Below are 24,342 nucleotides of genomic sequence, written 5' to 3'. Positions count from 1 at the left end.
CGCTCCTTGGCAGCCGGGACGTCCGGGGCGACGCCTGGGGGGGAAACAAATCCGTCATCACAGCGTGCAAGTAGATGGGGCCTCCCGACCCGGAGGGGAAGTAGGGGTGGCCGGGCCGTCCGAGGTCCGTGCGGGACCCTTCCCGGGGTCCCGCGCATGCGGGGCTTGTTGCCCCGCCGATGGGTGGTCGAGCAATCCGCGCCGGATCAATTCCCGGTGGGTCAGATCGACCCGCCAGCCCTGCGCCGCCAGATGCGCCGCCAGCAGCTCGGCCAGCAGCACGGAACGGTGCTGCCCGCCGGTGCAGCCCAGCGCCACGGTGAGGTATTTCTTGCCCTCCTGCGCGTAGCGGGGCAACAGCGGGTCCAGCAGCGCCGTCATGCGCTGCCAGAATGGTTCAAAGCCGGGATCGGCCCGAATGAACTCCGCCACCGCCGCGTCGCGGCCGGTCAGCGGCCGCAGCGCCGGGTCGTAATGCGGGTTGCGCAGGAAGCGCAGGTCCAGCACCAGGTCGGCCTCGCGCGGCAGGCCCTTGGGAAAGCCGAAGGACATCACCGCCACGGCCATGCCCCCCTGCCCGCCGCCGCCGAAGCGCTGCTCCACCTGCCGCCGCAGCTCCGGCAGCGGCAGGTCGGAGGTGTCGATCACGGTGTCGGCGGCGTCCAGCAAGGGCGCCAGCAGCCGGGCCTCCCGCGCGATGCCCTCGGCCACCGAGGCGCCCAGGCTGCCGCCGGGCGCCAGCGGGTGGCGGCGGCGCGTTTCGGAAAAGCGGCGCTGCAGCACCGCCTCGTCCGCCGTGGCGAACAGCAGCTGCGGCGCGACGCCCGGGCGCAGCCGCAGGCGGGCCATCAGCGTCAGCAGGTCCTCCGCCTCGAAGCCCCGGGTGCGCACGTCGACGCCGGCGGCGATGGGCACGGCGTCGCCCTCAGCCACCACGTCCTCCAGCACCGACAGCGGCGGGTTGTCCACCGTCTCGAAACCCAGATCCTCCAGCATCCGCAGGATGGAGGCCTTGCCGGCGCCGGACAGGCCGGTCACCAGCACCACCGGCCGCGCCGGGCCGGCCACGTCGGGGAGATTGCTCATGCCGCCGCGAAGGCACCCGCGCGCAGCGTGTGGCGCATCTCGGCCACGCCCAGCGACAATTCGATCTTGGCCACCGCCGAGCAGTCGAAGGCATGCAGCGCCAGCAGGGGCAGGTGGTGGCCGAGCGCGGAAAACTGGCGCGGCTCCGGCAGGCGGGGCACCTCGTCGCGCCCCACCAGCAGCACGGCCAGGCGCAGGCCGCAGGCCGCATGCGGCAGTCCCTGGAAGATGCCGACGCCGCGCACCTCCAGCAGCCCCGCCAGCTCGGCCGGCGATTCGGCCGCAAGGCCGCCCGCGTGGGCGGACAGCAGCACCTGGTCGTCAGCCACCAGCCCCCAGCCCCGCCGCATCAGGCGCAGCAGCAGGTCGGACTTGCCGGCCCCGGGAACACCCAGGAGCAACACCCCCGCCCCGGCGGAGGAAGCACAGCTGCCGTGCTGCAACATGGTCGCCGCTCCCCACCGTGAAATATGGAGAAATATGGCACCGGCGGGTCAAGGCCCACAAGGGCCCGCCAGTTGCTATTGTGGCGGCGGCATTGCAACCAGGAAGTGCATTCCCGCCAAGCCGCGCGCCGGGCCTCCGAAAGGGTCGCCGCCAGACACCTTGCTGGCGGCGGCGGGCATAAAAGCCGGTCGGGCGCGCGCGCCCCCGGCCGGCGGGCCGGGGGGTGCGCCTGGGTCAGCCCTGCGGCACGCGCCCCAGGCGGCGCGACACCAGCCCCCACAGCCGTGGCCCCAGCAGCGCCAGCAAGGCCAGCAGCAGGATGCACACCGAGATCGGCCGGGTCACGAAGGTGGACCAGTCGCCCTGGCTGATGGTCAGCGCCTGGCGCATCGCCTGTTCCGCCATCGGGCCCAGGATCATGCCGATCACCACGGGCGCGGTGGGAAAGTCGAAGCGCCGCATGAACATGGCGACGATGCCCAGCGTGTAGAGGATCACGAGGTCCACCACGCTGTTGCTGATGCCGTAGGTGCCGATGGTGGCGAACACCAGGATGCCCGCGTAGAGCTGCGGCTGGGGGATCTTGAGGATGCGCGCCCACAGCCCCACCAGCGGCAGGTTCAGCACCACCAGCATGATGTTGGCGATGTAGAGCGAGGCGATCAGCGTCCACACCAGGTCGGCCTGGGTGGTGAACAGCAGCGGGCCGGGCTGGATGCCGTAGGACTGAAAGGCCGACAGCATGATCGCCGCCGTCGCCGAGGTCGGCAGGCCCAGCGTGAGCATGGGCACCAGGATGCCGGCGGCGGCGGCGTTGTTGGCCGCTTCCGGCCCCGCCACGCCCTCGATCGCGCCGGTGGTGCCGAACTGGTCGCGGAACTGCGGGCGGACCAGCTTGCGCTCGAAGTAGTAGCTCAGCATGGTCGGCATCTCGCTGCCGCCGGCGGGCAGCACGCCGAACGGAAAGCCCAGCGCCGCGCCGCGGAACCAGGGCCCGACCGAGCGCTTCCAGTCTTCCCGGCTCATGCTCAGCCGGCCGACCTCCAGCACCTGCTGCTTCTCGTTGTTGAAGCGCCAAGCGAGGTACAGCGTCTCGCCCACCGCAAACAACGCCACGGCCACCAGCACCACGTCCGTGCCATCCAGCAGCTCGTTGACGCCGAAGGTCAGGCGCGGCTGGCCGGTTTGCAGGTCGATGCCGATCAGCCCGAGGATCAGCCCGAGGCCGAGCGAGGCGAGGCCGCGCAGCGCCGAGCCGCCCAGCACCGCCGAAACGGTGACAAAGCAGAAGATCATCAACGCGAAGTATTCCGCCGGGCCGAGCCGCAGCGCGAGGTCCACCACGATGGGCCCGAGAAAGGAGATGCCCAGCGTGCCGATGGTGCCGGCGATGAAGCTGCCCACGGCGGCGGTGTACAACGCCGGCCCCGCGCGGCCGCTCCGGGCCATCTTGGCGCCTTCCAGCGCGGTGATGATGGAGCCCGACTCACCCGGCGTGTTCAGCAGGATCGACGTGGTGGAGCCGCCGTACATGGCGCCGTAGAAGACGCCGCAGAACAGGATAAAGGCACCGGTGGCCGAGACCTTGAAGGTGATCGGCAGCAGCAGCGCGATGGTCAGCGCCGGCCCGATGCCCGGCAAAACGCCGATGGCGGTGCCCAGAAAGCACCCCAGCAGCGCCCAGCCCATGTTGGAAAGGCTCAGCGCGTTGCTGAAGCCCAGCGAAAGCCCGGACCAGACGTCCACGTCAGAGAATCCCTTCCAGGATGCCGCTGCCGATGTCCACGCCCAGCAGCTTGTCGAAGGCCAGAAAGGCCAGCAGCGTCACCGCCAGCCCGATCAGGAGGTCGCGCCCCGGCCGGCGGCTGCCGAAGCCCGCGGCGACCAGCACGAACTGCAGCGTGGCGGCGATCACGAAGCCCAGCCAGTCGATCAGCAGCAGGTTGGCCAGCAGCCCCGCGCCGATCAGGCCCAGCGCCCGCCAGTTGGTGGGGGGCGCGTCGCGCACCTCCTCCATCTCGGCCGACCAGCCGCCGCGCAGCGCGGCCAGCACCAGCCCGGCGCCGATCAGGCACACCAGGCCGCCCACGAGGTAGGGCACGAATTTCGGGCCGACCTGCGCGTAGATGGGCGTGGTCGGGATGATGGCGGCCTGCCACAGGCACAGCAGCCCGAGCAGCAGCACCGCCACGGCGACGGCGAGGTCCGGCCCCGCGCCGGGATGCAACCCCAGGGGCCGCCGCCCGCCGCCCGGATGGGCCGCGTTGATGTCGGACAAGTCGATTCCTCCCCCTGGAACCGGCACCGCCCCGGCCGGGGCCGGGGCGGGCAGCATGGTCTGCGGATAAACGGGACGCGGCGTGGCGGCGGTGGCCTCAGACGAGGCCGACCTCCTTGAGCACCGCGCCGGTCGCGGCCTCGTCCTGCTTCAGGAACTCAGCAAAGGCGTCGCCGGCCAGGAACGCGCGGTCCCAGCCCTGGCGCTGGCACAGTTCCTGCCAGGCCGGCATGGCGTCCAGCTCGGTCAGAAAGGCCACCAGCTTGGCGCGGTCCTCGGGCTTGACGCCGGGGGGCGCGAACACGCCGCGCCAGTTGCCCATCACCACGTCCACGCCGCTTTCCTTGAGCGTCGGCACGCCGTCCAGGCTGCGGCTTTCGCCGGTGGTGGCCAGCGCGCGCATGCGGCCGGCCTTCACCTGCTCGGCGAATTCCGAGATGCCGGAGATGCCGGCCTTGACCTGCGCGCCCAGAATGGCGGCCTGGGCCGGCCCGCCGCCCGCGAAGGCGACGTAGGAGGCGTCCTTGGCCGAACGGCCCTGCGACTTCAGCAGCAGGCCCAGGATGATGTGGTCGATGCCACCCGCGCTGCCGCCGGCCACCGAGGTGCCGCCGGGGTTGCTCTTGAAGGCCGCCAGCAGCCCGGCGATGTCCTTGATGTCGCTGTTGGCGGGCACGACGATCACCGAGGGCTCGGTGGTCATGCGGGCCAGCGGCGTCACGTCCTTGAGCCCCACGGGGCTGCGGTTGGCCAGCACGGCGCCGACCATGATGGCGCCGCCCACCATGATGGCGTCGCCCCGGCCGCGGCGCTGCGCCACGAAGCGCGGCAGGCCCACGGTGCCGCCGGCGCCGCCCACGTTCTCGAACTGAAAGGAGCCGACCAGCCCCGCCTGGCGGGACACCTGCTCGATGGCACGGCCGAGGCCGTCCCAGCCGCCGCCGGGGCCGGCGGGGATGAAAACGTTGAGCGACGCGAGGCGCTGCTCGGCCTGGGCGGGGCTGGCGAGCATCGGCACGCCCAGCGCCGCGCCGGCGGCGGCGAGGGTGGCGGTGCCCAGCAACTGGCGGCGGGTCGTCATGGTCAGTCCTCCCGGAACTTGCGCTTTTCTGGACAGCAGGTTGCGCGAAGAACACGGTCTTCGCAAATAGGCAATACGCGCGCCACCCGCCCTTGCCTCGTGTCGCGGGCACCCGCCATGCTGCGTTGCGGGGTGGGGGTCTTGATGCGCGGCTGGGTTGCAATGGGGAGTGTGCTGGTGCTGCTGGCGGCGCCGGGCCTGGACAGGCTCGCCCGGGCGCCGGGTTGGCTGTCCCCGTGGCGCGCCGCGCAGGCGCAGCCGGCGCGGGCCGAGGCGCCCCGGGCGGAGCAGGGACGCGCCGAACAGAACCGCACCGAACAGAACCGGGCCGAGCCAAATCGCGCCGCGCCGCAGGAGCGCGTGGTGACCATCGTCAACGAGCTGGGGCTGGCGATGCGCGAGCTCTACGTGGCGCCCGCCGGCAACGTGGAGCGCGCCACCGACCGCCTGGGAATGGACACCCTGCCCACCGGCGCCAGCCTGCGCCTTTCGCTCGGCCGCCAGTCGCTGTGCCTGTTCGACCTGCGCGCCGTGCTGGCCGACGGCAGCACGCGCGACAAGCGCGGCGCCGACCTGTGCCGCAACCCGCGCGTCACCTTTGGCGACCCCTCCGCGCCGCTGCGCGAGGCGACGGTGGAGAACGTCACGGACTTGGCGCTGCGCGAGCTCTACGCCACGCCGGCGACGCCGGGCGGCCGCGCGACGGAGCGCGGGCCCGACCGGCTGGGCGCCGAGCTGGTGCCGCCCGACAGCAGCTTCACCCTGCGGCTCGGCCGCACGCGGGACTGCGTGTATGACGTGACCGCCGTGTTCGAGGACGATTCGGTGGAGGAGCGCCGCCGCGCCGACCTGTGCCGCCGCGCCCGGCTGGTGTTCGGCGACCCGGCCGTGCCGCGGCGCGAGCTGGAGGTGGCCAACGGCAGCGGCCGCACCATGCGCAGCCTGTTCGCCGCCACCCAGCCCGTGCCCGCCGGCCAGGAGCGCACCCCGGAGCAATGGGGCCCCGACCGCATCGGCGCCAGCCCCGTGGAGGCGGGCGAAACGCTGCGGCTGCGGCTGCGCGCCCGCGCCTGCCAGGCGGATCTGCGCGCCGTCTACGAGGACGACACGGAGGAGGTGAAGCGCGGCGTGGAGCTTTGCGCCGCCACCGGCCGCACGCTGTTCGACGGCAGCGGCATCCCCCGCGCGCCGGAACGCCTTTTCACCCTGGTCAACCGCCACGCCGCGGCGGTAGAGGAGGTCTACGCCTCTTCGGTGGACGACACGGACTGGGGCGACGACAAGCTGGGCGGCACCGCGCTGGAACGCGGCGCGCGGCAGGAGATCATGCTGCGCGGCGGCTGCCAGATGGACCTGCGCGTGGTGTTCGGCACCGGTGGCGCCGAGGAGCGGCGCAACATCGACGTGTGCGCCACCGCCACCGTGGTGCTGCGGCCCGGCTGGGTGCTGGCCGACAAGCTGGACGTGAACCCCGGCCCCGACCAAGTGGGCCCGCCGCGCGAAGGCAGTGTGCGCCTGCGCAACACCGGCAGCACGCCGCTGGTGGAGCTGTATGTCCAGGCCCCGGGCGCCCCGCGCGGCCCCGACCGGCTGGGCGCCACCGTGCTGGGGCGCGGCGAAACGCTGGACTTCCAGCCGCCCGAGGCGGTGGGCTGCACCGCCACGCTGTTCGCGATCTTCCGTGACGGGCAGGAAGCGGTGCGCCCCGCGCTGAACCTGTGTGCCGGCAACGAGGTGGCCTTGCCATGACGCGCGCCCTGCTGTTCCCCGCCCCGGCTGCCGCGCTGCTGGCCGCCACGCTGCTGGCCGCCGGCCCCGCGCTGGCCCAGGCACCCGCCGCGCCAGTGCCCCCCGTATCAGTGCCCCCCGTACCAGTGCCCTTATCCCCCGTGCCCGAGCCGCTGCGTGGCCCATGGTTCCAGGGCGAATGCGCCGCGCCCGCCGCCGCGCTGCAGGTGACTGCCCGCGCCGTGGTGCGGCTGCCCGCCGACGGCCCCGCCCGGCTGGTGCGCTTCGCCGAGGCGCGGCAGGCCGAGGGCTGGACGGTGGGCACCGGCCGCGGCGCCGAGGCGCCGCGCTTCATGCTGCGCGGCACCGCCACCGCGCTGGAAACCGCCGAGCCCGACGCCAAGCTGCGCGACGACCGGCTGCCCGGCGACACCCCGCTGCGTGCCTGGCACCGCTGCCCGGCCGCGCCGCTGGGCCTGGCCGGGCTGCATGGCGAGGGGATCAGCTTTCTGGCCGCGCTGGAAGGGCTGGAAGCCGCCTGCAGCAGCGGCGCGACGCCCGAGGCCTGCGCCGCCGGCATCATCCGGCAGGGCGACGTGTCGGGCGACGGCAAGCTGTCGGTGGCCGAGATCGCCCGCATGGTGCGCGGCGCCACCTGGCTGCTGGCCGCGGCCGAGGACGCGCCGCCCGAAACCGTGCTGGCCACCGGCGGCGGCGGCATTCTGGCGGGCGTGGCCGTGGCGCGGCTGACCATGGAAAGCCTGGACTACGACGGCGACGGCAAGCTGTCCGCCGCCGAGCTGGCGCAGGACCGCGCCGGCTTCGGCGGGGCCACCGGCACGGAAGCCGGGCGGCCCCTGCGGCTGGAAGGGCTGCAGGAAGGCGTGGCGCTGCTGCGCGGGGTGCTGGACGGGTTGCTGCTGGAGCGCTGAGGGCCGGCGGGGGCGGCAGGGTCCCACCCGCCCCCCCCCGCTTCAATCCTCGATCGTCTCGTGGCTCGCCGCCGCCCCGCGCTTCCAGTACCCCGCCGCCTTGACGCGGTCCCTGGCCATGCCGTGCCGCTCCAGCAAGGCCGCGCGCAGCGCCTTGGCCACCGCGGATTCCGCCGCCACCCAGGCATAGCCCTCGCCCGCCGGCAGGGTCAGCCCGTCCAGCGCGGCGAGCAGCGCCGCCGCCTCGCCGGCGGGGCGGCCGTCGCGGGGCAGCCAGCGCACCTCGGCGCCGCCCGGCAGGGGCTGGCGCTCCGCCAGATCCGCCACCTCGGCCAGCACGATGGCGCGGGTGGTGGCGGGCAGCTCGCGCAGGCGGCGGGCGATGGCGGGCAGCGCCGTTTCGTCGCCCAGCAGCAGCACCCAATCCAACCCCTGCGGCGGCACAAACGAACCGCGCGGGCCACCGACGCCGAGCAGCTGCCCGGGCGCGGCCGTGGCGGCCCAGCTGGCGGCGGGGCCGTGGCCGTGCAGCACGAAGTCGATGTCCAGCTCCGTGTCGCTGAAGCGGCGGGGCGTGTAGTCGCGGGCGGTGGGGCGGGCGCCCTCGGGGTAGACCGGGCCGTTGGGGCCGGGGGTGGGCAGCACCGGGGCATCCTGCCCGGGGGCGGGAAAGAACAGCTTCACGTGGTCGTCCGGCCCGTCGCTGCGGAAGCCGGCGAGGTCGGGGCCACCCAGCGTTACGCGGCGCAGCGCGGGGGTGGGGGATTCCACCCGCAGCACGCGCAGCAGGCGGAAGCGCAGCTCGTGGCGCAGGCGATGGCCCGGGGATACGGCGGGGGATACGGCGGGGGACGCGGCGGGGCTGGGAAGCATGGCGGCACTCCGGCGGGGGGCAGATGATATTGCAAATCGTTTTCAGCGGGTCTAGCCCGGCACGCGCCCCGCCGCCGCCAGCCGCCCCGGAGTTCCCCCGCATGCCCCGTCGCGCCCTTTCCCCCACTGCCATGCCGGCCGCCCGATGAGCCAGCGGGCGCTCGCGGCGTCCGCGGCACCGCCGGGCCTCGCCGCCGGCTACGCGGGCTTCGTGCGGCGGCGCTTCCTGCTGCTCGGTGCGCTGGCGGCGGCGCTGGTGCTGGCGCTGCTAGCCGACATCGCCACCGGCCCCGCGCAGTTGTCGCTGGGCACGGTGGTGTCCGGCATCCTGGACCCGGCCAGCCTGCCGCGGCCCATCCAGGTGATCCTGTGGAACGTCCGCCTGCCCTACGCCATCATGGCGGTGCTGGTGGGCGCCTCGCTCGGCTTGGCGGGCGCCGAGATGCAGACGGTGCTGAACAACCCGCTCGCCTCGCCCTTCACGCTGGGCGTTTCCGCCGCCGCCACGCTGGGGGCCTCGCTGGTCATCGTCCTGGGGCTGGCACCCTTCGGCATGCCGCAGCACATCGCCATCCCGCTCGGCGCCTTTGCCTTCGCCGCCGGCGCCTCGGTGCTGGTGCAGGCGCTGGCCCGGCTGCGCGGCACGGGCACGGACACCGTGGTGCTGTTCGGCATCGCGCTGGTGTTCGCGCTGAACGCCGCCGTGGCGCTGCTGCAATTCGTGGCGGATGCCGAAACGCTGCAGCAGATCGTGTTCTGGGGCATGGGCAGCTTGGCGCGCGCCACCTGGGAAAAGATCGCCGTGGTCGGGCTGGTGCTACTGTGCTGCCTGCCGCTGTCGCTGGCGCAGGTGTGGAAGATGACCGCGCTGCGCGCCGGCGAGGCGCAGGCGGAATCGCTGGGCATCGACACCGCGCGCCTGCGGCTGGTGGTGATGCTGCGCGCCAGCCTGCTGGCCTCCGTGGCCGTCGCCTTTGTGGGCACCATCGGCTTTGTGGGGCTGGTGGGGCCGCACATGGCGCGGCTGCTCCTGGGCGAGGACCACCGCTTCTTTCTGCCGGGCGCCGCGCTGGCCGGCGCGCTGGTGCTGTCGCTGGCATCCATCGCGTCCAAGATGCTGGTGCCGGGGTTGATCATCCCGGTGGGCATCGTCACCTCGCTGGTCGGCGTGCCGCTGTTCCTGGCGCTGCTGTTCGGCCGGGGGCGCGGCCAGTGACGGCAAGCCCGGTGACGACAAGCCCGGTGACGGCGGGACTCGTGCTGCAGGGCGTCAGCGCCGGCTATCGCAACCGCCGCGTGATCGAGGCGCTGGACCTGCCGCCCGTGCCACCCGGCACGCTGCTGGGGCTGCTGGGGCAGAACGCCGCCGGCAAGTCCACGCTGCTGCGCGGCATCGCGGGCCTCGGCCAGACGCGGGGCACCATCGCGCTGGACGGCACCGCCTTGCCCGCGCTGCCGGCCGCCAAGCGGGCCGCCCTGGTGGGCTACCTGCCGCAAAGCCTGCCGCCGCCCTCGCCGCTGGTGGCCTATGAGGCGGTGCTGTCCGCCTGCCGCGCCGTGCGCGCCGACCTGGGCCCGCAGGCGGCCGAGGCCGCCATCGAGCGCGCCTTCGGCGCCCTGGGCATCAGCCACCTCGCCCTGCGGCGGATGAGCGAGCTGTCCGGCGGCCAGCGGCAGATGGTGGGGCTGGCGCAGGTGATGGTGCGCTCCCCCCGGCTGTTGCTGCTGGACGAGCCGACCAGCGCGCTGGACCTGCGCTGGCAGCTTTCGGTGGTGGAAGCGGTACGCGACGCGGTGCGCGCCACCGGCGCCATCGGCATCGTCGCCATCCATGACATCAACCTGGCGATCCGCGCTTGCGACCAGGTGGCGGTGCTGGCGCATGGCCGCCTGCTGGCCGCCGGCCGCCCGGCGGAGGTGGTGACACCCGCGGTGCTGGCGGAATCCTTTGGCGTCGAAAGCCGGGTGGAAGCCTGCTCGCAGGGCGTGCCGGTGGTGCTGGTGGACCGCGCGCTGCCGCGGAGCTAGCGCCGGAAACGCGTCGGGGCCGGAAGGACCCTGGTCCTTCCGGCCCCGACAAGCCCTTTGGCGGAAGGCGCCGCCCCCGGAACAGGGGCGGTGCCGGCCGGTCAAACGCCCGGCAGCTTGCCGGCCACGCCGTTGCGGCTGTCCTCGACCTCGACGTTCTGCTTGCGCACGGTGTCGTTCACCGTTTCGGTGCGCTCCGTGCTGGCCTTGTTCAGCACCACTTCCTCGACGATGCGGGCTTCCTTGGACACCACCGCCTCCTCGCGGTGCTCGACCGCCTCGATGCTGCGGTCGCGGAAGGCATCGTCGGCATCCGTCATGGCGCGGTCCACCGGGCGGCGCTCGACGTTGACATGCTCCTCGCGCAGCGAAACCTGCTCGGACACCGGCGTTTCCGTGACATAGGAGCGCACGCGCACGCGGCCGCTTTCCATGTCCCGCTTGCCGACGCGCAGCTGCTCCTCGGCCACCGGGATCACCTGCTCGCCGGCGTCGGACACGGCGGCGCGCGGCGCGGCGTCGGTGAAGCCGCCGGGCGCCATGCCGGCGGTCGGCGCCACGTCCAGCACCGGGGTGGCGGTCGGCGCGATGGCGGCGCCGCCGCTCCAGCCTTCCTTGCGCCACTCCTGCTCGCGCGAATCCAGGTCGACGGCGCCATGCTCCTCGAAGACGTCCATGGCGTGGGCCACCTTCTCCTCTTCCAGCTCGGCGGACAGCAACACGCCGCCGCGGCGCATGCCCTCGGAATAGGCGTGGCGGTCCTCGTCCGGCATGAACAGGTTCTTCACCGAAGCCCAGAAGCCGTCATCCTCGGCGGCGCCGCTGCCGGCCTCGCCCCTGGTGGCGTGCAGGGTGATGCGGTCACGCGGCACGTCGTCATGCATGGTCAGGTGGGCGACGACCGCCTCGGCCGCCTCGCGCGTGTCGAACAGGCCGGTGATGGTGCGGTTCATGGTCGGTATCCCTGAAAGGAGTCGCGACCCTGCGGCCGGTTCTCGGAGGCCGGGCTCCGACGGTTGCGGAGCTAGCCTGTCCACAACGGCCCGCTGAACCCGGCGTTGCAGAATTTGTTCTGTATTTTCAATGGTATCGTTAAGCCTCAGGTGGATCTCCTCGCGCAGCACCAGCCGCGTCTCGACGACCAGCACCTCTTCCACCACGGGAATGATCAGCACCCCGTCCTCTTCGCGCATCTCCGGCACGGCATCGACCGTGCGACCGACGGGCACGTGCCGCAGCTCGACGCCGCGGTGGTGCAGCGCGTGGCGCACCACCTCCTCCACCGTCTCGGTTTGCAGGGACACGCGCACCCGGCCGGTTTCGCGCAGGCGCTTGTGGATGCGCAGGGTTTCCGCCGCGAGCGGCAGCACGGTCTCGGGCGATTCGGCCGGCATGCGATGCTCACGATGGAGGATGGGGGATGCGGACAGAACGCCAGCCCGGGCGGATCGTTCCAGCCGGCGGGCCATGGGCGGGCACTGGCGGCCCGGCGCCCGCAGCGGCTAGACACAGCGCGTTCCAGCAAGGAGGCCAGCATGGCCGACATCCGCATCGACATTGGCGGCGAGATCTTCGAGGCCAGCTTCGAGGCCGCGGCCCCGCAGACCGTAGCGCAGTTCCGCACCATGCTGCCCTACCGCGACCGCATCATCCACGTGCGCTGGAGCGGCGAGGCCTGCTGGATCCCGATGGGCGAGCGCGACTTCGGGGTCGGCTACGAGAACGCCACGCGCCACCCGGCGCCCGGGCAGATCATCATCCACCCTGGCCAGATCTCCAACATCTCGGAAACCGAGATCCTGCTGGCCTATGGCGGCGTGTCCTTCGCCAGCAAGGCGGGGCCGCTGGCGGGCAACCACTTCATGAGCATCACGCGGGACCTGGACCGGCTGGCGGCGGTGTGCCGCTCGGTGCTGTGGGACGGGGCCAAGGACATCGCGTTCAGCGCGGGCTGAGGGTGGGGGGAAGGCCGGGGGAAGGAATTTTCCTGCCCCCCATCTTCTTTTTGTGAGTCCGGCGCGGGTGGCCCTGGCGGCGTGGCGCCGCGCGACGGATGGTGTCAGGACAAGGCCGCGCAGGCCGGACCTCCGGCGCGCCCCCCAAGCACAGACAGAAAAAAGCAGGGGCTGGGGGAATTCCTTCCCCGACCTTCCGCCTTGCTTCAATCCCGCGCCGCCAGCGGCACCTTCGGCACCAGCAGCGCGCCAAGCAGCGTCGCCACCGCGATCGCCAGGATCGCCCAGAAGGTCAGGTGCAGCGCGTGGTCCAGCGCGCCGCGGACCAGCGCGTCCCCGGCGGTGGCGGTGCCCTGGTCCAGCAGGTGGCGGATCTGTTCCGGCCCGACGCCGACGCGCGCCAGGCTGAGGTTCAGCACCGCGCCCAGCGCCGCGGCGCCCAGCGTGCTGCCGAGGTTGCGGGAAAAGATGTTGGACGCGGTGGCGGCGCCGCGCTCCGCGCGCACGGCGGTGGTCTGGATGATCAGAATGCCGGCGTTGCTGACAAAGCCCATGCCGAGCCCCATGACCAGCGAGCCGGCGCCCGCCAGCACCGGCGAGCTGCCCTGGCCCAGCAGCAGAAACACCATGCCGCCGAGCGGCAGCAGCACCGCGCCCGCCAGCATGGTGCCGCGCAGGCCGAGGCGCGTGACGTTGCGCGCCGCCACCGTGGCGCCGATCGGCCAGCCCAGCACCATGGCGGTCAGCGCAAAGCCGGCGACCAGCGCGGAATGACCCAGCACGCCCTGCACGTACATCGGCAGAAAGGTGGTCAGGCCGATCACGGTCATGCCGCTGAGCAGCGCCACGGCATTGGCGGTGGCGATCGGCCGGCGGGCCCACAGCGCGAAGGCGACCATCGGGTCGTGCGCCCGGCGTTCCTGCCACACGAACAGCAGCGCGGCGACGACGGCCACCGCCAGGGCGCCGAGCGTCACGGCCGGGCCAGCGCTGCCGGCTTCCGTCAGCGCGATCATCAGGGCCGCCACGGCCACCGCGAACAGCGCGGCACCCGCGACGTCCAGCGAGCGCACGGCATGCGCCGGGGGTTCGCGCAGAAAGCCGATAAACAGCGCCGCGGCGCCGAGGCCCACGGGGATGTTGATCCAGAACACCCAGGCCCAGGACGCGTGCTGGATGATCAGCCCGCCCGCCAGCGGCCCCAGAACAGAGGAGATGCCCCACACGCTGGCCAGCCAGCCCTGGATGCGGCCGCGCTCCTGCACCGAATACAGGTCGCCCACCACCGTGATGCACAGCGGCTGGATGGCGCCGGCGCCGACGCCCTGGATCAGCCGGAACACGATCAGCGCCGGCATGGACCATGCCAGCCCGCACAGCACCGTGCCCGCCAGAAAGATGCCGATGCCGGCCAGGAGCACCGGGCGGCGGCCGAACAGGTCGGCCAGCTTGCCGAAGATCACCGTGGTGGCCGTCTGCGCCAGCAGAAAGGCGGAAAACACCCAGGAATAATACTGCAGGTCGCCCAGCCGCGCCGCGATCTGCGGCATGGCGGTGGACACGATGGTCGCCTCGATGGCGATCATGAACATGCCCGCCATCACGGCGGCCAGCACAAAGGGCCGCTGGCCGCGGGGCATGACCTCGGCGGGCGGAACGGGCGGGGCGGCGGCGGCGATGGAGTCAGGGGGCATGCACCCTGGTTAAGCTGTTTCTTGCCGGGGCGGAACGGCTGGCGGCAACCCCGGCGGGTATGGCTGGCTGGTCGCACACGCGGGTCTCGGCGCCACCGGGGCGGATTTCGCTTGGCGCGCCCGCGCCAGGGCGGCAGGAAGCCGCGATGACCGCCCCGCCGCGCCGCCCCGCCGTTTCCCCCGCCCCGCCCCGCCCCCTGGAGGCCGCCGCCCCGCCCCGGCCGCCCCGCGCGCCGGAGCCCGACCGCATCTGCGGCCCGGTGGCGGTGGCCGCGCTGTTCGCCCGCCGCCCGCAGGCGGTGCTGCGGCTGTTCTACCTTTCCGGCCGCCGCGCCGAGGCCGGGCCACTGTGCGCGCAGCTCGCCCGCGCCAAGCGCCCCTACCGCGAGGTGCCGGCGGAGGAGCTGGCGAAGATCGCCGGCACGCCGCACCACGGCGGCATGGTCGCCATCGCCACGCCGCGCGCGGTGCCGCTGCTGCCGGCGGCGGACCGCCTGCCGGGGGGGCTGCTGCCGGTGCTGGACGGCATCGGCAACCCGCACAACCTGGGCGCCATCGCCCGCTCGGCCGCGTTCTTCGGCTGCGGGGCGATGCTGCTGTCGGGCGACCCGCGCCAAGCGGGGCTGTCGGATTCCGCCTGGCGCACCAGCGAGGGCGGGCTGGAAGCGCTGTCGCTGTACCGCGCGCCCGTGCTGACGGACGCGCTGGGGACGCTGGCTTCGCGCTTTCTCACCGTCGCCGCCGTGGCACGCGGCGGCGAGCCGCCCGAGGCGATCCTGGCCGCCGACCCGCGCCCCGTGGCGCTGGTGCTGGGCAACGAGGAGGTGGGGCTGGACGCGGCGACGATCGGCGCCTGTGCGCGGCAGGTGACCTTGCCGGGGTCGGGCGCGGTGGAAAGCCTGAACGTGTCGGTCGCCGCCGCCGTGCTGATGCACGCGCTGCGGCGGGGCTGAGCGGCGCCCGCCGGGTCAGCCGGCCGCGACCAGCCCGTGGCGGAGCATGATCTCGCCCACCCGGGCGGGGTCGGGCCGCCCCGGCTGGTTGATCACCGCCGCCAGCTCCTCGAAATAATGCCGCGTGATGGTGCCCGGCGTGATGACGACCAGGGCGCGGGCGGTGGCGTCCCGCGGGTTCGTGTGGTGATGCACGCGGCCGCGCGGGATGAACACCGCCTGGCCCGCGCCCAGCTCGGTGCTGGTGCCGTCCACCGTCACGGTCAGCACGCCGTCGAGGCCATACAGCAGCTCGTCGGCATCCCGGTGGAAGTGCGGCGCCGGCACCCGCGCGCGGGACGGCACGGTGAACTCAAAGGCCGTGACGCCCGGCGCGCCGGCCACGAAGCGCAGCTCCAGCTCGCCGATCCGGACGATGTTGTCGCCTGCCGCCTGCATCCATGCCTCCCCGCTTCCGGTCCGGAGCCTAGGAGACCATTGCGCCCTGTCAATGAGCGCGCGGGCGGGCGGGGACCGGCCGGCCCGGCGGCGCGTCCTGGCCAGATGACAGCCGTGCCACAAAAGCCCTTGTCCCACCGGTGGCAAAGCGCGACATCCCGGCGCGGAACCAGCCGGAGGCTCCCAAAACCATGTTGATCCGCCGTCGCGCCCTGTTGGGCGCCACAGCCACCTTCCCGTTCGCGCCCGCCGTGGCGCGTGCCCAGGGGACCTTCCCCTCCCGCACCATGCGGATTGTCGTGCCTTACGCGCCGGGCGGCTCGGTCGACCTGACCGGCCGGCTGATCGCCGAGAAGCTGCAGGGCGTGCTCGGCCAGTCCGTGGTGGTGGACAACCGCGGCGGCGCCGGCGGCAACCTCGGCGCGTCCGAGGCCGCGCGGTCGGAAAAGGACGGCCACACGCTGCTGCTGGCCTCGGCCTCCATCCTGGCGGCCAACAAGTTCCTGTACCGCAAGTCCATGCCGATCGACCCGATCAAGGACCTGGCGCCGATCACCCGCGTGACCACCGGCACGGTGTTCATGACGGTCAACGCCAAGAGCCCCTACCGCACCTTCCAGGACGTCATCGCGGCGGCCAAGAAGGACCCGGGCAAGCTGACCATGGGCTCCTCCGGCACCGGCACCGTCAGCCACCTGACGCTGGCCAAGGTGTGCAAGGTGACGGGCACCGACATCACCCATGTTCCTTACCGCGGCGGCGCGCCCGCGCTGCAGGACCTGCTGGCCGGCAACATCGACATGATGTTCGACGTCATCCCGCTGGCCATGCCGCAGGTCCGCGAAGGGCTGGTGCGCGTGCTGGCCGCCGCCTCGGCCGACCGCGTCACCTACGCGCCGGAGCTCAAAGACGTGCCGGGCATGAAGGAGCTGCTGCCGGGCAGCAACATCGACATGCAGTCCTGGTACGGCATGGTGGCGCCGGCGGGCGTGCCGGCCGACCGCCTGGCCACCCTGCACAAGGCGATCACGGGCGTGGTGGACAGCGACGACTTCCGGGCGCGCATGGAGCCCAACGGCTTCACCAGCGTGGTGGACCCCAGCCCGGCCGCCTTCGGCACCTACCTGCTGGCGCAGGAGCAACTGTGGAAGGGCCTGGTCGAGGAATCGGGCGCCAGCCTGGACTGACCGGCATCGCCTGTCCGAACACGTGCCGGGCCGGCTTTGCCGACCCGGCACCGCGTTCCTCCAGCGGGCGAGGAGCAATCTTCTTTTTCTGAAGAAAAAGCAGCAAAAAGACTTTGCGGGTCAGCGGCGCCGCGCATGACCCGCAGCCGACACGCCAACTGACAAAAGTTTTCTGGTTCTTTTTTCCAAAAAAGAACGGCTGTCCTGACGATCAGCCCCGCCCCGTGGGGACGCCATCAGGGCGAGGTCACGGTGCCTTCCACCACCACCGGCGGCCCCAGCGCCGCCAGCAGGGCGATGCGCAGCGCCGCCAGCTTGCGCTCGTTCTCGATCTTCAGCCCGAACACGTCCTTGACGTAGAACACGTCCACCGCCCGCACGCCGTAGGTGGTGATATGGGCAGAGGCGATCTGCAGCCCCTGCTCGCTGATCGCGGCCGTCATGTCGTGCAACAGGCCCGGCCGGTCGCGGCCGTTCAGCTCGATCACGGTGTGGGTGTTGCTGGCGTGGTTGTCGATCACCACGCGGCCCGGCACCTGCACGGCGCGCAGCCGCGCGGGCTCGCGCCGCACCTTGCGGATCTCCTGGTCCAGGTGCAGGCGGCCGGACAGGGCCTGCTCGATCAGCACGGACAGGCGGGCCAGCTTGTGCCCGGCGTCAAAGGCGCCGCCCTGGGCGTCCTGCACCCAGAAGGTGTCCAGCGCCCGGCCGTTGGTCATGGTGTGGATGCGCGCATCGACGATGGAGGCACCCGCCACCGCCAGCGCGCCGGCGATGCGCGAAAACAGCCCGGGGTGGTCGGTGCAATAGACCGTCACCTCCGTCACCGCGCGGGCTTCCAGCACGCGGGTCGAAACCGTGAGCGGCGCGCCGGTGGCCTCGGCCTCGCGGATCAGCGCGGCGTGGCGGGCATGCGTTTCGGGGTCGAAGGACAGCCAGTAGCCGGGGTAGCCGAGCGCCAGGAAGCTGTCGATCGCCTCCTTCGGCTGGTCCTCCAGCATGGCGGCGGCGGACTGCTTGGCGCGGGCCACGCGCACGTCGCGCTCGGGCACCGACAGGCCGCCGGCCAGCACCTCCGCCACGCGCCAGTACAGCTCGCGCAGCAGGGTGGCCTTCCAGCCGTTCCACACCTTGGGGCCGACGGCGCGCATGTCGGCGACCGTCAGCACCAGCAGCAGGCGCAGCCGCTCGGGCGACTGCACCACCTCGGCGATGTCGAGGATGGTCTTGGGGTCGTCGATGTCGCGCTTGAAGGCGGTCTGGCTGACCAGCAGGTGGTTCAGCACCAGCCAGGACACGGTTTCCGTTTCCTCGGTGCTCAGGCCGAGGCGCGGGCAGACCTCCAGCGCCACGCGGGCGCCGAGCTCCGAATGGTCGCCGCCGCGGCCCTTGGCGATGTCGTGCAGCAGGGTGGCGACGTAGAGCGCGCGGCGGGACTGCAGCTGGCCGATCAGCTCGGAGGCGACCGGCACCGCCTCCTCCAGCTCGTTGCGGTCGAGCTGGTTGAGCACCGCGATCGCCTCGATCGTGTGCTCCTCCACGGTGAAGACGTGGTAGGTGTCGAACTGCATGAGGCCGACGATGCGGGCCCAGTCCGGGATGTAGCGCGACAGAAAGCCGACCTCGTTCAGCACCCGGATCCAGCGCGCGGATTCACGGCCCGTCAGCAGGTCCAGAAAGATCCCGGCCGCCGCCGGGTCGTCGCGCAGCGCCTGGGCGTGGGGGGCGTTGCGGATCAGCGCGCGCAGCGCCAGCGGGTGCAGCTCCATGCCGCGCGTGCGGGCGGCGCGCACCAGGCGCAGCATCACGGCGGGGTCGGCCGCCACGTCCTTGTCGGGCGCGAAGATCAGCTTGCCATCGGCCATGGCGATGCCGGCGGCGGCGAGCTGCGGCTCCGGCGCCTTTTGCACGGCGGGCGCGCCCAGCGCCGCGCGCTCGATGGCGGGCTCCAGCAGGTGCGACAGCCGCACCACGTCCCGCGCCGTCAGGAACAGGTGCTTCATGAAGCGCTCCACCCCGTCCTGCTTGCCGTGGCGGGTGTAGCCCATGCGGGCGCCCACCACGGGCTGCAGGTCGAAGGTCAGGCGCTCCTCGGCACGGCCGGTGACGTAGTGCAGGTGGAAGCGCACGGTCCACAGGAAGTCCCAGGCGCGCTTGAAGGCGCGGGCCTCGCGTTCCGTCAGCAGTCCGCCGCCGGGGGCGTCGGGCCCCACCAGCTCGGGCATGCGCTGCACGCCAAAGGCGTAGCGCGCCAGCCAGTACATGGTCTGGATGTCGCGCAGCCCGCCGCGGCCTTCCTTGATGTGCGGCTCCACCAGGTAGGGGCTGTCGCCGTAGCGCTTGTGGCGCTTGGTGCGCTCCACCCGCTTGGCCAGCAGGAACTGGCCGACGCCCCAGTCCGCCCGGGCGGCGCCGAAGGCGGCCTCGAAGCGGGTGAAGACGTCCCGCTCGCCGGCGATAAAGCGGCCGTCCAGCAGCGCGGTCTGGATGGTGGCGTCCGCCCGCGCGTCTTCCAGGCATTCATGGATGGAGCGGGTGGCGTGGCCGACCTTCAGGCCGAGGTCCCACAGCAGGTAGAGCATGAACTCCACCGCCCGCCGCCCGCGCGGGCCGAGCGGCGCCTCGGACAGGAACAAGAGGTCGATGTCGGAGAACGGCCCCAGCACGCCGCGGCCGTAGCCACCGGTGGCGGCCAGCGCGAAGGAGGGCTCGCCGGGCGCGGTGCCGTCCGCCCCGGGCGACACCTCGGCGATGGTATAGGCGTGGATGGCCGAGATCAGCCCGTCCGTCAGCTCGCCCAGCGCGCGCGCGGCGGCGAGGCCGGACAGGGCATGCGCCTCGAAGGCTTCCTGCACGCGGGACTGGATGCGGCCGAGCTGCCGGCGCAGCAGCGTCAGGGCCGCATCGCGCGCCACGGGGGCGCCGGGGGCGGGCACCAGGTCGCGCGCCAGGTCCGGCAAGGGCCGCAACCCGGCGGCGGCGCCAGGGGTAGCGCCGGGGGCGGCTCCAGGCGCGGCCTGGGGAAACGGGGCGATGGCGTCGGGCATGTCGCCGCTGCTGTTCATGCGTGCATGTTATCCCGTGCTGCGCTGCGGCGACAGCACCTGTGATGCGGAACCCGCCGCAGCGCCGTGCCGCTCAGTCGGCTTCCAGCATCTGCCCCAGGCGGTAGGGATGGGCGGCATAGGTGCCCAGCACGCGCAGCTCGCGGGAAAAGAAGGCCAGCTCCTCCAGCGCCCGCCGCAGGGCCGGCTGCTCGGGGTGGCCGTCCACGTCGCACAGGAACTGGGTGGCGGTGAAGTGGCCGTCCAGCATGTAGCTTTCCAGCTTGGTCATGTTGACGCCGTTGGTCGCGAAGCCGCCCAGCGCCTTGTACAAGGCCGCCGGGATGTTGCGCACGCGGAACACGAAGGTGGTGACCGGCCGCGGCGCATCGGCCGCCAGGGGCTGCGGCTTCGGCGACATCACGTAGAAGCGGGTGGTGTTGTTGGGCGAATCCTCGACGTTGCGGGCCAGGATCTCCAGGCCATAGATCTCGCCAGCCAGCGAGGAGGCGATGGCCGCGTCCTCCAGGCTGTCGCCCTCGGACAGCAGCTTGGCGGCGCCGGCGGTGTCGGCCTCGATCACCGGCTGCAGCTTGCGGTCGCGCAACAGGTTCAGCACCTGGCCCAGCGCCATGGGGTGGCTGTGGGCGCGCTTCAGCCCGGCCAGCGTGGCGCCCTTGCGGGCCAACAGGCAGTGCTCCACGCGCTCGTAGTGCTCGCCCACCACGAACAGGCCCGAATCGGGCAGCATGCGGTGGATGTCCGGCACCCGGCCGGCCAGGGAGTTCTCGCAGGGCAGCATGGCGAGCTGGGCGGTGCCGTCGCGCACGGCGGCCATGGCGGCCTCGAAGCTCGGGCAGGGCAGCGTGGTCCAGCCGGGATAGGCCGCCCGGCAGGCCAGGTCGGAATAGGCGCCCGGCACGCCCTGGAACGCGATCACACCGCTCATCTGCTGCACCCGCTCGACCCCGCTGCTGGCCGCGCCGCCGGCCGGTCCGTGATCGGTGGCACACGGGTTGAAGCGCGGCGCCTCTGCCATTATGGTCCGACCGCTTCTAGTCGAGGCCCCGCCGCGGCGCAAACCCGCGCGCTCGCGGGGCCCTTCACGCAGGGATCGGACGGCAGCATGAGCTTGGAGGCTAACAAGGCATTCGCGGCCGTCCTCACCGCGGGCATCGCGTTCATGGTGGCGGGCTTCATCGGCCAGCAGATCGTGCGGCCGCACCGCCTGGAAAAGACCGCCATCACCATCGAGGGCGTGGGTGCCAGCAATGCCGCGGCCCCGGCGGCCGAGGCCGCGATCCCCGACATCTCGCCGCTGCTGGCCGCCGCCAGCGCGGACACCGGCAAGCAGCTGGTCGGCCGGCTGTGCTCCGCCTGCCATACTTTCGAGGAAGGCCAGGCCAACAAGGTCGGCCCCAACCTGTATGGCGTGGTCGGCGGCCCGCATGCCCACCGCCCGGACTTCAACTACTCGTCCGCCATGGCGGCGCTCAAGGACAAGCCCTGGGGCTACGAGGAGCTGAACCACTTCCTGCAGGGTCCGGCCCGCTACATCCGCGGCACCCGCATGGCCTTCGCGGGCATCAGCAACGTGCAGCAGCGCGCCGACGTGGTGGCCTATCTGCGCACGCTGTCCGCCAACCCGCAGCCGCTGCCGTAAGCTGGCGGTGGTCGAACACTTCATCGCGGCCGCGGAAGCGGCCGCCGATGCGGCGGGGGCGGTCATCCGCCCCCTTTTTCGTTCCCGCCTGCTGGTCGAGGCCAAGGGCGACAGCAGCCCCGTCACGGAAGCCGACCGCGAAGCGGAGCGGACCATCCGCGCCCTGCTGGCCGCCCGCTTTCCCGACCACGGGCAGCTGGGTGAGGAATTCGGCGCCACCGGCACGGACGCCGAATACGTCTGGGTGATCGACCCGATCGACGGCACGCGCGCCTTTGTCACCGGCCGGCCGCTGTTCGGCACGCTGATCGGCCTGTTGCACCGGGGCCGCCCCGTGCTGGGGCTGATCGACCAGCCCGCCACCGGCGAGCGCTGGATCGGCGCCGAGGGCCAGCCGCTGCGCTTTCGCGGCCCGCTGGGCGGAACGCCCGGCTGCCGCCCCTGCCCCGCGCTGTCCGATGCCGAGCTGTCCTGCACCAGCCCCAGCATGTTCACCGCCGCCGAGGCACCGCGCGTCGCCGCCGTGCAGCAGGCCGCGCGCCGCGTGACCTGGGGCGGCGACTGCTACGGCTACGGGCTGCTGGCGCTGGGGCTGGTGGACGTGGTGGTGGAAAGCGACCTGAAGCCCTGGGACTGGGTGCCGCTGCAGCCGGTGATCGAGGCCGCCGGCGGCCGGCTGACGGACTGGTCCGGCGCGCCCCTGACACTGGACGGGCCGGGGCAGGTGATCGCCGTTGGGGACGCGGCGCTGCTGCCGGAGGTGGTCCGGCTCCTGGCTGGGTGACGGCGGGGCCGCGACGGGATGGCGGGGCGCGCCCGGTCGCCGCGGTTGGCCGTCACATCACGGCCACGCTCACGATTCTGTGTCCCCATCGGTCCGCCGCCCCTGCACAGCCCGTCCCCCGGCGTATAGGATGACGGGGCGTACAGTTCTGTGGACCCTCCCGATGCCCGACATGCTGCGCCCGCCCGAGCGGGACCGCCTGATCTCCTACCTGGACCGGCAGCTGGCCCTGACCGTGCGGCTGGGCGGGACGGAGGCGGTGGCGCTGCGCGAAACCACCGCGCGGCTGCCCACCGCCGACTGGTGCTGGACGGCGCAAACCGCGGCGGCCCTGGAGGTGCTGGCCCTGCCCGGGCTGCAGCCGCGCTGGGCCGGGCTGGCCGGGCGCCTGGGCGGCTTTCTGGCCGCGATGGGCGAGACGGGGGTGCTGCTGGACCGCGCCGCCGCCCCCGGCTGCGCCGTGGACAGCATCGACCCGCGCGACTTCCGGGTGCTGACCGGCACGCATGAATTCACCGGCGACCTGTCGCGCGGCATCGTGCGGCAGGAAGCGCTGGGCCGCCCCGGCGGGCGCGAATGGCACCACACCGGCCACCTGGTCGAGTTCCGCCTGGGCCGGCAGAACCATTGCCTGGACGTGGAAGACAGCATCGCCCGCTTCGGGCTGGTGCCGCAGCCGGACGGCGTGGTGCTGTTCCATGAAAGCGAGCTGCGGGTGCCGGCCGGGCTGCTGAAGCGCCTGCGGCCGGTGGGCACGCTGCGCTATGAATACGCCATCCGCGCCGCCGACCCGCGAATGCGGCTGCGCGTCAGCCTGCAGGCGGCGCCGGGCACCACGCTGCAGGAAGTGCGGCTGACCACGGCGGTGGACGAGATGGCCGGCGGCGGCCGCCCCGTCGGGCGCATCGCCTTGCGGGCGGAAGGCCGGTTGCGCACCTTGCCGCTGGAGGTGACGGGCGACCAGCCGGCCAACCTGCATTCCGGCGCCGCCGACAGCCTGCATGTGGTGGAGGACGGCCCGCCCGGGCAGGCGGCGGGGCTGCATGTCGCCTTTTGCTCGCCCGAGCGGCTGCGCACGGTCAAGCTGGTCGCCAAGCACGACCGGCCGCACTGGCTGCTGTGCCGCTACCAGGCCGCGCGGCTGCCGGCCGGCGCCGTCCTGGCGGTGGAGGAGGAGCGGTTGATGACCGCCGGCACGCTGGCCGGGTCGGAGCCCGCCTATGCCGGGCTGCTGGCCGGGCCCGGGCGGCTGGACGGGCGCGACCCGGGCTTCACGGCCGACGCGGGCGCGGCGCTGAACGCCGTGGCCCTGCTTCTGGCGCAGGGCGTGGCACCGGGCGGCACCGACTGGCGCCTTTGGTTCGACCGGCACCTGGCGGGCTTCTTCAGCGCCATGGCGGGGGTGGAGGCCGACGCCGCGCCGGCGCCGCTGCTGCCCGCCCGCGTCGCGCTGCGGCCGCTGTGCTTCGCCTTGCTGGCGCTGGACGTGTTGCCCGGGCCCACGCCCGCGCAGCAGGCCTGGCAGGCCGCCGGGCTGGACGCGCTGCTGGCCGCCCAGGCCGAGGACGGCGCCTTCGCGGAAGCGGACGGCGCCGTCGGCCTCGATGGCCACGCGGCGGCACTGCTGGCGCTGGCGCGGCTGGCGGCGCGCCGGCCGGATGCGCGCGTTTCGGCGGCGCTGCGGCGCGGCCTGGGCGCCCTGCGCCTGGGTGCGGCGGAAGGCGGTTCGCAGCCCCAGCCGCTGCTGCGCGGCGCGGAGGACTGCCATTGGAGCGTGCGGCCGGCGCTGCTGATGCGCGCCATGGCCGCGCTGGGGCTGGCGGCCGATGCCGGCGGCCTGACGCTGGACGCGGCGGCCGAGGAAGCGCGCCAAACGCTGCTGGACGCCTGCTTCCGGCTGCTGCGCGGCCGCATCCGCAGCCTGGACGGCGACCTGGAGGTGCTCACCGCGCCGAACACCACGGAAGGCAATGCCGCCACCCAGCCGGTGCTGTTGCTGGCCATGCTGTCGCCGGACGAGGCGGCGCTGGGCCGGGTGGATGCGGGCATGGCGGAACAGCCCTAGCGCTCCGTGCCCGGGGCGCGGTGGCCGCATCCGGGAAGCGGGCGGGAACGGCGGTGGCCGGCGGGGTCCGTGCCCCGGCCTCCCTGCCCCGGCCTCCCTGCCCCGG

Annotated in this window: 21 protein-coding genes; 10 read left to right on the top strand and 11 right to left on the bottom strand. The window is 73.1% G+C overall.

From position 1 onward, the window contains the following. Nucleotides 1-57 precede the first annotated feature (57 nt). The 5 genes from rapZ to IAI59_RS05775 all read right to left on the bottom strand — a co-directional run bounded on the left by rapZ (nucleotide 58) and on the right by IAI59_RS05775 (nucleotide 4,892). Nucleotides 58-1,086 (bottom strand): RNase adapter RapZ, encoded by a 1,029-nt coding sequence (gene rapZ / locus IAI59_RS05795; RefSeq protein WP_237180954.1) that lies wholly within the window; start codon nucleotides 1,084-1,086, stop codon nucleotides 58-60. Then, nucleotides 1,083-1,532: an HPr kinase/phosphorylase gene (locus IAI59_RS05790; RefSeq protein ID WP_207419314.1), complete on the bottom strand. Its 450-nt coding sequence runs from the start codon at nucleotides 1,530-1,532 to the stop codon at nucleotides 1,083-1,085. The genes rapZ and IAI59_RS05790 overlap by 4 nt, the downstream gene beginning before the upstream one ends. Before the next feature lie 235 nt (nucleotides 1,533-1,767). Further along, entirely contained in the window at nucleotides 1,768-3,279 is a 1,512-nt protein-coding gene (locus IAI59_RS05785) for a tripartite tricarboxylate transporter permease (RefSeq protein ID WP_207419313.1), read from the bottom strand. 1 nt (nucleotide 3,280) lies between these two features. Then, entirely contained in the window at nucleotides 3,281-3,811 is a 531-nt protein-coding gene (locus IAI59_RS05780) for a tripartite tricarboxylate transporter TctB family protein (protein WP_237180953.1), read from the bottom strand. A 97-nt stretch (nucleotides 3,812-3,908) separates the two neighbouring features. Further along, entirely contained in the window at nucleotides 3,909-4,892 is a 984-nt protein-coding gene (locus tag IAI59_RS05775; RefSeq protein ID WP_207419311.1) for a tripartite tricarboxylate transporter substrate binding protein, read from the bottom strand. A gap of 162 nt (nucleotides 4,893-5,054) precedes the next feature. On the opposite strand from IAI59_RS05775, the gene IAI59_RS05770 reads away from it, so the two are divergent. Further along, nucleotides 5,055-6,641, top strand: a complete 1,587-nt coding sequence (locus IAI59_RS05770) for a hypothetical protein (protein ID WP_207419310.1) — start codon at nucleotides 5,055-5,057, stop codon at nucleotides 6,639-6,641. Continuing rightward, a complete protein-coding gene (locus IAI59_RS05765) occupies nucleotides 6,638-7,552 on the top strand; it encodes an EF-hand domain-containing protein (RefSeq protein WP_207419309.1) in 915 nt (304 codons plus the stop codon). Before IAI59_RS05770 ends, IAI59_RS05765 begins: the two co-directional genes overlap by 4 nt. A gap of 42 nt (nucleotides 7,553-7,594) precedes the next feature. Here the strand turns inward: IAI59_RS05765 and IAI59_RS05760 are convergent, their stop codons facing one another. Next, nucleotides 7,595-8,425 carry a siderophore-interacting protein gene (locus IAI59_RS05760; RefSeq protein WP_207419308.1) on the bottom strand — a complete coding sequence of 277 codons (831 nt, stop codon included), beginning with the start codon at nucleotides 8,423-8,425 and terminating at the stop codon, nucleotides 7,595-7,597. A 145-nt stretch (nucleotides 8,426-8,570) separates the two neighbouring features. Between IAI59_RS05760 and IAI59_RS05755 the strand changes: the two genes are divergently transcribed. Further along, a complete protein-coding gene (locus tag IAI59_RS05755) occupies nucleotides 8,571-9,641 on the top strand; it encodes a FecCD family ABC transporter permease (RefSeq protein WP_207419307.1) in 1,071 nt (356 codons plus the stop codon). An 11-nt stretch (nucleotides 9,642-9,652) separates the two neighbouring features. Next, nucleotides 9,653-10,453 carry an ABC transporter ATP-binding protein gene (locus IAI59_RS05750; RefSeq protein WP_237181203.1) on the top strand — a complete coding sequence of 267 codons (801 nt, stop codon included), beginning with the start codon at nucleotides 9,653-9,655 and terminating at the stop codon, nucleotides 10,451-10,453. Nucleotides 10,454-10,554: 101 nt separating this feature from the next. Here the strand turns inward: IAI59_RS05750 and IAI59_RS05745 are convergent, their stop codons facing one another. After that, nucleotides 10,555-11,847: a DUF2382 domain-containing protein gene (locus tag IAI59_RS05745; RefSeq protein WP_207419306.1), complete on the bottom strand. Its 1,293-nt coding sequence runs from the start codon at nucleotides 11,845-11,847 to the stop codon at nucleotides 10,555-10,557. A gap of 141 nt (nucleotides 11,848-11,988) precedes the next feature. On the opposite strand from IAI59_RS05745, the gene IAI59_RS05740 reads away from it, so the two are divergent. Beyond that, nucleotides 11,989-12,408 carry a DUF3830 family protein gene (locus IAI59_RS05740; protein ID WP_207419305.1) on the top strand — a complete coding sequence of 140 codons (420 nt, stop codon included), beginning with the start codon at nucleotides 11,989-11,991 and terminating at the stop codon, nucleotides 12,406-12,408. A 206-nt stretch (nucleotides 12,409-12,614) separates the two neighbouring features. On the opposite strand, the gene IAI59_RS05735 is transcribed toward IAI59_RS05740, so the two are convergent. Beyond that, the gene (locus IAI59_RS05735) at nucleotides 12,615-14,102 is read right to left on the bottom strand and encodes an MDR family MFS transporter (protein ID WP_237180952.1); all 1,488 of its coding nucleotides are present in this window, start codon (nucleotides 14,100-14,102) and stop codon (nucleotides 12,615-12,617) included. Between the two features lie 146 nt (nucleotides 14,103-14,248). Here IAI59_RS05735 and IAI59_RS05730 point away from each other — a divergent pair, with 146 nt between their 5' ends. Further along, nucleotides 14,249-15,055, top strand: coding sequence for a TrmH family RNA methyltransferase (locus tag IAI59_RS05730; RefSeq protein WP_207419304.1), 807 nt, complete (start codon nucleotides 14,249-14,251; stop codon nucleotides 15,053-15,055). A gap of 15 nt (nucleotides 15,056-15,070) precedes the next feature. Here the strand turns inward: IAI59_RS05730 and IAI59_RS05725 are convergent, their stop codons facing one another. Then, entirely contained in the window at nucleotides 15,071-15,493 is a 423-nt protein-coding gene (locus tag IAI59_RS05725; protein ID WP_207419303.1) for a cupin domain-containing protein, read from the bottom strand. A 191-nt stretch (nucleotides 15,494-15,684) separates the two neighbouring features. Here IAI59_RS05725 and IAI59_RS05720 point away from each other — a divergent pair, with 191 nt between their 5' ends. Continuing rightward, entirely contained in the window at nucleotides 15,685-16,680 is a 996-nt protein-coding gene (locus IAI59_RS05720) for a Bug family tripartite tricarboxylate transporter substrate binding protein (RefSeq protein WP_207419302.1), read from the top strand. 236 nt (nucleotides 16,681-16,916) lie between these two features. Here IAI59_RS05720 and IAI59_RS05715 read toward each other — a convergent pair whose 3' ends face one another. Together IAI59_RS05715 and IAI59_RS05710 are read right to left on the bottom strand one after the other, a co-directional pair. Continuing rightward, nucleotides 16,917-19,745, bottom strand: coding sequence for a [protein-PII] uridylyltransferase (locus IAI59_RS05715; RefSeq protein WP_207419301.1), 2,829 nt, complete (start codon nucleotides 19,743-19,745; stop codon nucleotides 16,917-16,919). Nucleotides 19,746-19,818: 73 nt separating this feature from the next. After that, complete coding sequence (locus IAI59_RS05710) at nucleotides 19,819-20,673, bottom strand: prephenate dehydratase (RefSeq protein WP_207419300.1); 855 nt, start codon at nucleotides 20,671-20,673, stop codon at nucleotides 19,819-19,821. Between the two features lie 177 nt (nucleotides 20,674-20,850). Here IAI59_RS05710 and IAI59_RS05705 point away from each other — a divergent pair, with 177 nt between their 5' ends. The 3 genes from IAI59_RS05705 to IAI59_RS05695 all read left to right on the top strand — a co-directional run bounded on the left by IAI59_RS05705 (nucleotide 20,851) and on the right by IAI59_RS05695 (nucleotide 24,236). Beyond that, nucleotides 20,851-21,387: a c-type cytochrome gene (locus IAI59_RS05705; protein WP_207419299.1), complete on the top strand. Its 537-nt coding sequence runs from the start codon at nucleotides 20,851-20,853 to the stop codon at nucleotides 21,385-21,387. Nucleotides 21,388-21,394: 7 nt separating this feature from the next. Continuing rightward, nucleotides 21,395-22,171, top strand: coding sequence for a histidinol-phosphatase (hisN, locus tag IAI59_RS05700; RefSeq protein WP_237181202.1), 777 nt, complete (start codon nucleotides 21,395-21,397; stop codon nucleotides 22,169-22,171). Nucleotides 22,172-22,334: 163 nt separating this feature from the next. Beyond that, nucleotides 22,335-24,236: a hypothetical protein gene (locus IAI59_RS05695; protein ID WP_207419298.1), complete on the top strand. Its 1,902-nt coding sequence runs from the start codon at nucleotides 22,335-22,337 to the stop codon at nucleotides 24,234-24,236. The last annotated feature ends 106 nt before the right edge of the window (nucleotides 24,237-24,342 follow it).

It is taken from the genome of Roseomonas haemaphysalidis, assembly GCF_017355405.1.
GTDB classification, from domain to species: Bacteria; Pseudomonadota; Alphaproteobacteria; order Acetobacterales; family Acetobacteraceae; genus Pseudoroseomonas; species Pseudoroseomonas haemaphysalidis.
This window is presented reverse-complemented; position numbering and strand designations above follow the sequence as displayed.